Source organism: Pseudomonas sp. NPDC087615 (genome assembly GCF_044743445.1).
Classification (GTDB): domain Bacteria; phylum Pseudomonadota; class Gammaproteobacteria; order Pseudomonadales; family Pseudomonadaceae; genus Aquipseudomonas; species Aquipseudomonas baetica_A.
In genome coordinates, this window is the sequence record NZ_JBIUWM010000045.1 from 42,474 (window position 1) to 49,430 (window position 6,957).

The window sequence follows — 6,957 nt, forward strand, 5'->3', positions numbered from 1 at the left end:
GCTGATCCACCGCTTTCGCGAGCAAGCCCGCACAAAGGGTTTTCGGTGGGTTGAAGGTTTGTAGCGTGCACAAAAAAACGGCCCGAAGGCCGTTTTCCTGTTTCACGAAAAGCCTCAACCGCCCAGATACGCCTCGCGTACTTTCGGGTCGGTCAGCAGCGCTTCACCGGTGCCTTGCATCACCACGCGGCCGTTCTCCAGAACGTACGCGCGATCAGCGATTTTCAGCGCCTGGTTGGCGTTCTGCTCGACCAGGAACACCGTCACACCGTCCTTGCGCAGCATTTCGATGATGTCGAAAATCTGCTGGATGATGATCGGTGCTAGGCCCAGCGACGGCTCGTCGAGCAGCAGCAGTTTGGGCTTGCTCATCAGCGCACGGCCGATGGCGAGCATTTGCTGTTCGCCGCCGGACATGGTGCCGCCGCGCTGATTGAAGCGTTCTTTCAGTCGTGGGAAAAGGCCGAGAACCTTGTCCATCTGTTCCTGATAGTCGCCCTTGTCGGTGAAGAAGCCGCCCATGGACAGGTTTTCTTCAACGGTCAGACGGGCGAACACCCGACGACCTTCCGGTACCACAGCGATGCTTTTGCGCATGATCTGCGACGAGTCCTGGCCGACCAGTTCCTCACCCATGTAGCGGATGCTGCCGCTGTGGGCTTGCGGCGAGCCGCACAGCGTCATCAGCAGCGTGGACTTTCCTGCACCGTTGGCGCCGATCAGGGTCACGATCTCGCCCTGACGGACTTCGACGTTGACGCTGTGCAGGGCCTGGATCTTGCCGTAGAAGGTGGAAACGTTTTCGAACTGCAGCATTTACGCTTCCCCCAGGTAGGCTTTGATCACTTCAGGATTGTCGCGGATCTGTTCCGGCGTGCCGTCAGCCAGAGGTGTGCCCTGGTTGATCACCACGATATGGTCGGAAATGCTCATGACCAGTTTCATGTCGTGCTCGATCAGCAGCACGGTCACGTTGTGCTCTTCACGCAGCACGCTGATCAGCGCCTTGAGGTCTTCGGTTTCCTTCGGGTTCAGGCCAGCAGCCGGTTCGTCGAGCATGAGGATCCGTGGACGGGTCATCATGCAACGGGCGATTTCCAGGCGACGTTGCTGACCGTAAGCCAGGGTGCCAGCGGTACGGTTGGCGAACTCTTTAAGGTTGACCTTTTCCAGCCAGTACTCGGCAAACTCCATCGCCTCGCGTTCGCTTTTGCGGAACGCCGGGGTCTTGAACAGGCCGGACAGGAAGTTGGTGTTCAGGTGACGGTGCTGGGCGATCAACAGGTTCTCGACCGCCGTCATGTCTTTGAACAGCCGCACGTTCTGGAAGGTGCGTACCACGCCTTTGAGAGCGATCTTGTGACCCGGCAGGCCTTGAATCGGTTCGCCGTCGAGCAGGATGCTGCCGCCGGTAGGCTGATAGAAACCGGTCAGGCAGTTGAACACCGTGGTTTTGCCCGCGCCGTTCGGCCCGATCAGTGCAACCACCTGTTTTTCTTTCACGCTCAGCGCCACGCCGTTGACCGCCAGCAAGCCGCCGAAGCGCATGCTCAGATTTTCGACTTTAAGGATCTCGCGGCTCATTTGCTCAGCTCCATGTGTGGGCGTTGCATCGGCAGCAGACCTTGTGGACGCCAGATCATCATCAACACCATCAGGGCACCGAACATCAACATGCGGTACTCGCTGAACTCACGCATCATTTCCGGCAACAGGATCATCACCACGGCCGCGAGAATCACGCCCAGTTGCGAGCCCATGCCACCCAGCACCACGATGGCGAGGATGATCGCCGACTCGATGAAGGTGAACGATTCCGGTGTTACCAAGCCCTGACGGGCGGCGAAGAAGCTGCCGGCGAAACCGGCGAACGCGGCCCCCAGAGTAAACGCCGAAAGCTTGATCACGGTCGGGTTCAGACCCAGCGCGCGGCAGGCGATTTCGTCTTCACGCAGCGCTTCCCATGCACGACCGATCGGCATGCGCAGCAAGCGGTTGATGACGAACAGCGCGGCCAGTGCCAGCAGCAACGCAACCAGGTACAGGAAAATCACCTTGTTGATCGAGTTGTACTGCAGGCCGAAATACTCGTGGAAGGTCTGCATGCCTTCTGCTGCCTTGCGTTCGAAGGTCAGGCCGAAGAACGTTGGCTTCTCGATATTGCTGATGCCGTTCGGGCCACCGGTGATGTCGGTCAGGTTACGCAGGAACAGACGGATGATCTCGCCGAAGCCGAGGGTCACGATCGCCAGATAGTCACCGCGCAGACGCAATACCGGGAAGCCCAGCAGGAAGCCGAACGTCGCCGCCATCAGGCCGGCAATCGGCAGGCAGATCCAGAAGCTCAGCCCGTAGTAGTGCGACAGCAGCGCGTAGCTGTAGGCGCCGACGGCATAGAAGCCGACGTAACCCAGGTCGAGCAGACCGGCCAGACCGACCACGATGTTCAGGCCAAGGCCGAGCATCACGTAGATCAGGATCAGCGTTGCGATGTCCACCGCGCCACGGGAGCCGAAGAACGGCCAGACCAGCGCGCCAAGGATCAGCGCGATGATGATGTAGCGTTGGGTGGTCGGCAGTGTCAGGAAGTTGCTGGCCTTGGCCGGGATCAGCGGCATGCCGGGCGAGGACTTCCACGCTTTGCTGATCTGCTGGTTGAACAGCACACGCAGGAACATCAGCACCGAGCAAATGGCGATGGTCGCCAGAATGGCCGGGCTGGTGTTATGCACTTCAAGGTTGATGCCGACGATGGTCAGTTTCAGACCGAGTACCGGGTAGGCCACAGCCCACACCAGCAAAGCGCTGAACAGCGCCTGTTTAAGATTCCTAGTCATACTTTCTCAACCTCCGGACGGCCCAGAATGCCGGTCGGACGGAACAACAGCACCAGAACCAACAAGCCGAAAGCCACGACGTCCTTGTACTGGTCGCCGAAGATATCGGCACCAAAGGCTTCCGCCACCCCAAGCACCAGCCCGCCGAGCATGGCGCCGGGAATGCTGCCGATGCCGCCCAGTACCGCAGCGGTGAAGGCTTTGAGGCCAACGAGGAAACCGGCGTTCGGGTTGATCACGCCGTATTGCATGCTCAGCAGCACGGCCGCGATGGCCGCCAGCGCAGCACCAATGACGAAGGTCAGGGCGATGATGTTGTTGGTGTTGATGCCGAGCAGGTTGGCCATCTTGATGTCTTCGGCACAGGCGCGGCAGGCGCGACCCAGGCGAGACCGGGAGATGAACAGCGTCAGGCCGAGCATGGCGATGAGGGTCACCACGAACACCACGATTTGCATGTAGGAAATCAGCACTTCATGTGCGCCACCTGGCCCGAAAGTAATGTTGCCCGGAATCAGGTTGGGGATGGATTTGTCCTTGGAGTCTTGCGCCAGCAGAACCGTGTTCTGCAGGAAGATCGACATACCGATGGCGGAAATCAGCGGGATCAGACGGTTGCTGCCGCGCAGGGGGCGGTAGGCGATCCGTTCGATGCTGTAACCGTAGGAACTTGTCACGACGATGCTCGCGATGAAAGCGGCGGTCATCAACAGCGGTACGTTGTCGATTCCCATCATGGCCAGCCCGGCGATGGCGATGAACGCCACGTAGGAACCGATCATGTACACCTCGCCGTGGGCGAAGTTGATCATTCCAATGATGCCGTAGACCATCGTATAGCCGATGGCAATCAGGGCATACGTGCTGCCAATGGTCAGACCATTAACCAGTTGCTGGAAGAAGTGATAGAGGTCAGGCATTACAACGCTCCTAAAAACCTGATACGCATTTCACTGGTGGAGTCATTTTCCCGCCCGGCCCCGTGGATCTTTATCCACTTCGAATCCGGGTTTTGCCAGCGAACCGCTGATGACGGTTTTGAGATTTTCAGGTGGGGAGACTGGCGGATCACGCCAGCGCGGCCCATACATTCGTAAAACAAAGCCCACGGCACGCCGTGGGCTTTATTGGCAGTCAGTCAGGCAGGGCCTTACTGAGGCGAAGCTTCAGTTTTTGGTTTGCCGAAGTGCCACTCGTAAACCACAAATTTGAAGTCCTTCAGGTCGCCCTTGGCGTCAAAGCTCAGCTCGCCAGTCGGGGTTTTGAAGGTGCCAGCGTGGATGGCTTCAGCCACTTTGGCAGTGTCTTCGCTCTTGGCGGCAGCGATACCGCCGGCAATCACTTCAACAGCCGAGTAGGACGGGAACACGAAAGGACCGCTCGGGTCTTCTTTCTTCGCCTTGAAGGCATCAGCCAAGGCGATGTTGGCCGGATCCTGGTCGAAGGATTTCGGCAGGGTTACCAGCAGACCTTCGGAAGCGTCTTTGGCGATCTGCGAAATGGAGTCGTTACCCACGCCTTCTGGGCCCATGAACTTGGCTTTCAGGCCTTTTTCAGCGGACTGACGCAGGATCAGACCCAGCTCTGGGTGATAGCCGCCGTAGTAAACGAAGTCGACGTTGGCTTGCTTGAGCTTGGCGATGATCGAGGAGAAGTCCTTGTCGCCGGCGTTGATGCCTTCGAACACGGCCACTTTCACGCCGTCTTTCTCAAGCGTGGATTTAACGGCAGTGGCAATGCCTTCACCGTATTGCTGTTTATCGTGCAGAACAGCGACGACTTTCGGCTTGACGAACTTGGCGATGTAGTTACCGGCGGCAGGGCCTTGGGCGCTGTCCAGGCCGATGGTGCGGAAGATCATTTTGTAACCACGGGCGGTGATTTCCGGGCTGGTGGCAGCCGGGGTGATCATGATCACGCCTTCGTCTTCGTAGATGTCCGAAGCAGGCTGAGTGGAGCTGGAGCACAGGTGACCGACCACGAATTTAACGCCGTCGTTGACGACCTTGTTCGCGACCGCTACCGCTTGTTTCGGATCGCAGGCATCGTCGTATTCAACGGCTTCGAGCTTCTTGCCGTCGACGCCGCCCTTGGCGTTGATTTGTTCGATGGCCATTTTCGCGCCACTGAACTGCATGTCGCCGTATTGGGCTACTGGACCGGTTTTTGGACCGGCGATACCGATTTTGATGGTGTCAGCTGCGAACGAATGGCTGGCAACACCGGCCAGAACCATAGCGGCAAACAGTTTGGAAATCTGCTTAGTAGCCTTTGTCATAGTGCTCCACTCTTACTGTTGTAATTTTTTTGAGTTCTGGCGCCGTAGCAGCAGAACCGGGTCAGATATCTTTGCGATACCCTCCGGAAATGCCCCCGGCAACTGTACCGGTACAGTGTAGAGCGCCGGTTGTAAGCCTGGGAAGCAGGCGCCGAGGGACAAAACCTGGAGGTGTCGCATTTTTGAATGAAAAAGACAGAATTGCGGCGGGGCGTTCGTGGGCATATATCCCAATCAGCAGCATTCCTTGGCGTTCCTGCTCTTTTCGTTCGGTGCAGCTATTTGCAACCGGGTTTTGCTGGCGGACCACCGACGTTATTATTCGCGTCGATTTCTTTTCCGGACAGTTCCCATGAATCAAGAACCTAGCACCCTCTATGCCAAGCTGCTTGGTGAAACCGCATCTATCACCTGGAAAGAGTTGGAGCCGTTCTTTGCCAAGGGTGCCCTATTGTGGGTCGACCCAAGCCTTGATTTGATCGCCGCTGCCGAGGCCGTGGCCTCGGACGATGGTGCCAAAGTGGCTGCCTGGCTGGCCGAAGACAAGGTCGCCAAGCTGTCTGAAACGCGGGCACTGGATCTATTTGAACGCGATCCGCAGATGTGGGCAGTGGTCGTTCGTCCATGGATTATGGTCCAGGAAAGGGCGCAGGTCTGAAGGGTTGCGCCTTTGTAGTGCGTGACACCCTCAACGAAAAGTGTGTAGCCGAGTAGCGTGATGGCACGTTGCCGTGAAGAAAGGCCACAAGCGAGGGTGGCTTCACGGTGACGTAAACGTAACGGGAACAGTTTAGTAAGCAGCCTAACGGCTGCTTAATTGTTTCTGGATGTTGGAAAGGTTGAGATCTTCAGTGAACTTGAGGGCCTCTTCGCGAGCAAGCCCGCTCCCACAGGGGAATGCATTCCAAATGTGGGAGCGGGCTTGCTCGCGAAAGGGGCGACTCGGTTCTGGATCAGACCGTGAACGACTTGCCGGTATGGTTATTCAGCGAAATAACCTTGGTCTTGCCAATCCGGTGACGATAGATCTCGCGCAGGTACTTGATCGCCTTCTTCACACAATCACGCGACAGGCGAATGTCATTGATCGAGACAAACTTCTCTTTGTCGTTGATCAACTCGCGATACTTCTTCTCGTACATCGGTTTGATTGCGTACCAGTTGGTGTCGAGGATCTTTGCCGGGTTCTCGAACTCGTTGAGCAGTTCATCGATACGGTCTTCGTCGAAGTCCTCATGGATGATGAAGTCGAGGATCGAATTGTCCAGCGTCTCGTCGAAACGGTACGGGTTCTTCGCAAAGCAGCGCTTGATGAACGCCACGATCAGCGTCAGGAAGTCATCCGACAGGCACGGGCTCTTGGCGATGAGGGTGGTCAGCGACAAGTTGGCCGAGGCACCGATCACCAGTGCGTAGCGCTTGAGCGTGGTGTTGGGGAACAGGCTGTTGAGGTGGGTCTTCAACCGGTTCAGGTCCATGTACGACAGCTTGTAGTCTTTTGGCAGCGAAACGATCGAGACCACCGACGAGCAGTTCTTGAAGAAGTGCAGGTCGTGCAGCGCGGCAGCGTCGTAGCCGGAATTCTTGTACTGCTCCAGCGAGGCGCGATAGCGCTTGGATTCGATCGGCAGCAGGCTGATGCCTTCGATGGCCTGGGTCACTTTGTTGAAGTGCGGCAGGTCGATCGAGCGGAAGAACAGATCATCGATGTTCAGGCGCTGTGGCTCTTTGTCGAACACCTTGAACTTGTCGCTGCTCGGCGGCGGCGTTTCCGGCACCACCGATTCGGCGTAGGCAATCGCCACCGGGCCGGCCAGACTCATGAACAGGTCGTTGGCGTCG

General features: G+C 57.6%; 6 protein-coding genes and 1 pseudogene. 1 reads left to right on the forward strand and 6 read right to left on the reverse strand.

The features are described from left to right. Positions 1-114: 114 nt before the first annotated feature. From ACIOU6_RS20680 to ACIOU6_RS20700, 5 genes are all read right to left on the reverse strand, one after another. The gene (locus tag ACIOU6_RS20680) at positions 115-816 is read right to left on the reverse strand and encodes an ABC transporter ATP-binding protein (protein ID WP_008082262.1); all 702 of its coding nucleotides are present in this window, start codon (positions 814-816) and stop codon (positions 115-117) included. Further along, positions 817-1,584: a high-affinity branched-chain amino acid ABC transporter ATP-binding protein LivG gene (gene livG / locus ACIOU6_RS20685; RefSeq protein ID WP_221731427.1), complete on the reverse strand. Its 768-nt coding sequence runs from the start codon at positions 1,582-1,584 to the stop codon at positions 817-819. Continuing rightward, positions 1,581-2,837 carry a high-affinity branched-chain amino acid ABC transporter permease LivM gene (locus ACIOU6_RS20690; RefSeq protein WP_221731426.1) on the reverse strand — a complete coding sequence of 419 codons (1,257 nt, stop codon included), beginning with the start codon at positions 2,835-2,837 and terminating at the stop codon, positions 1,581-1,583. The genes livG and ACIOU6_RS20690 overlap by 4 nt, the downstream gene beginning before the upstream one ends. Continuing rightward, on the reverse strand, positions 2,834-3,757 hold the full coding sequence (gene livH / locus ACIOU6_RS20695) for a high-affinity branched-chain amino acid ABC transporter permease LivH (protein ID WP_221731425.1): 924 nt from the start codon (positions 3,755-3,757) through the stop codon (positions 2,834-2,836). The genes ACIOU6_RS20690 and livH overlap by 4 nt, the downstream gene beginning before the upstream one ends. 230 nt (positions 3,758-3,987) lie before the next feature. After that, positions 3,988-5,115 carry a branched-chain amino acid ABC transporter substrate-binding protein gene (locus ACIOU6_RS20700; protein ID WP_221731424.1) on the reverse strand — a complete coding sequence of 376 codons (1,128 nt, stop codon included), beginning with the start codon at positions 5,113-5,115 and terminating at the stop codon, positions 3,988-3,990. Between the two features lie 352 nt (positions 5,116-5,467). Between ACIOU6_RS20700 and ACIOU6_RS20705 the strand changes: the two genes are divergently transcribed. Continuing rightward, entirely contained in the window at positions 5,468-5,773 is a 306-nt protein-coding gene (locus ACIOU6_RS20705; protein WP_221731423.1) for a DUF2288 domain-containing protein, read from the forward strand. A 295-nt stretch (positions 5,774-6,068) separates the two neighbouring features. Here the strand turns inward: ACIOU6_RS20705 and ACIOU6_RS20710 are convergent. After that, positions 6,069-6,957: pseudogene (locus ACIOU6_RS20710) on the reverse strand (hypothetical protein); the annotation flags it as partial.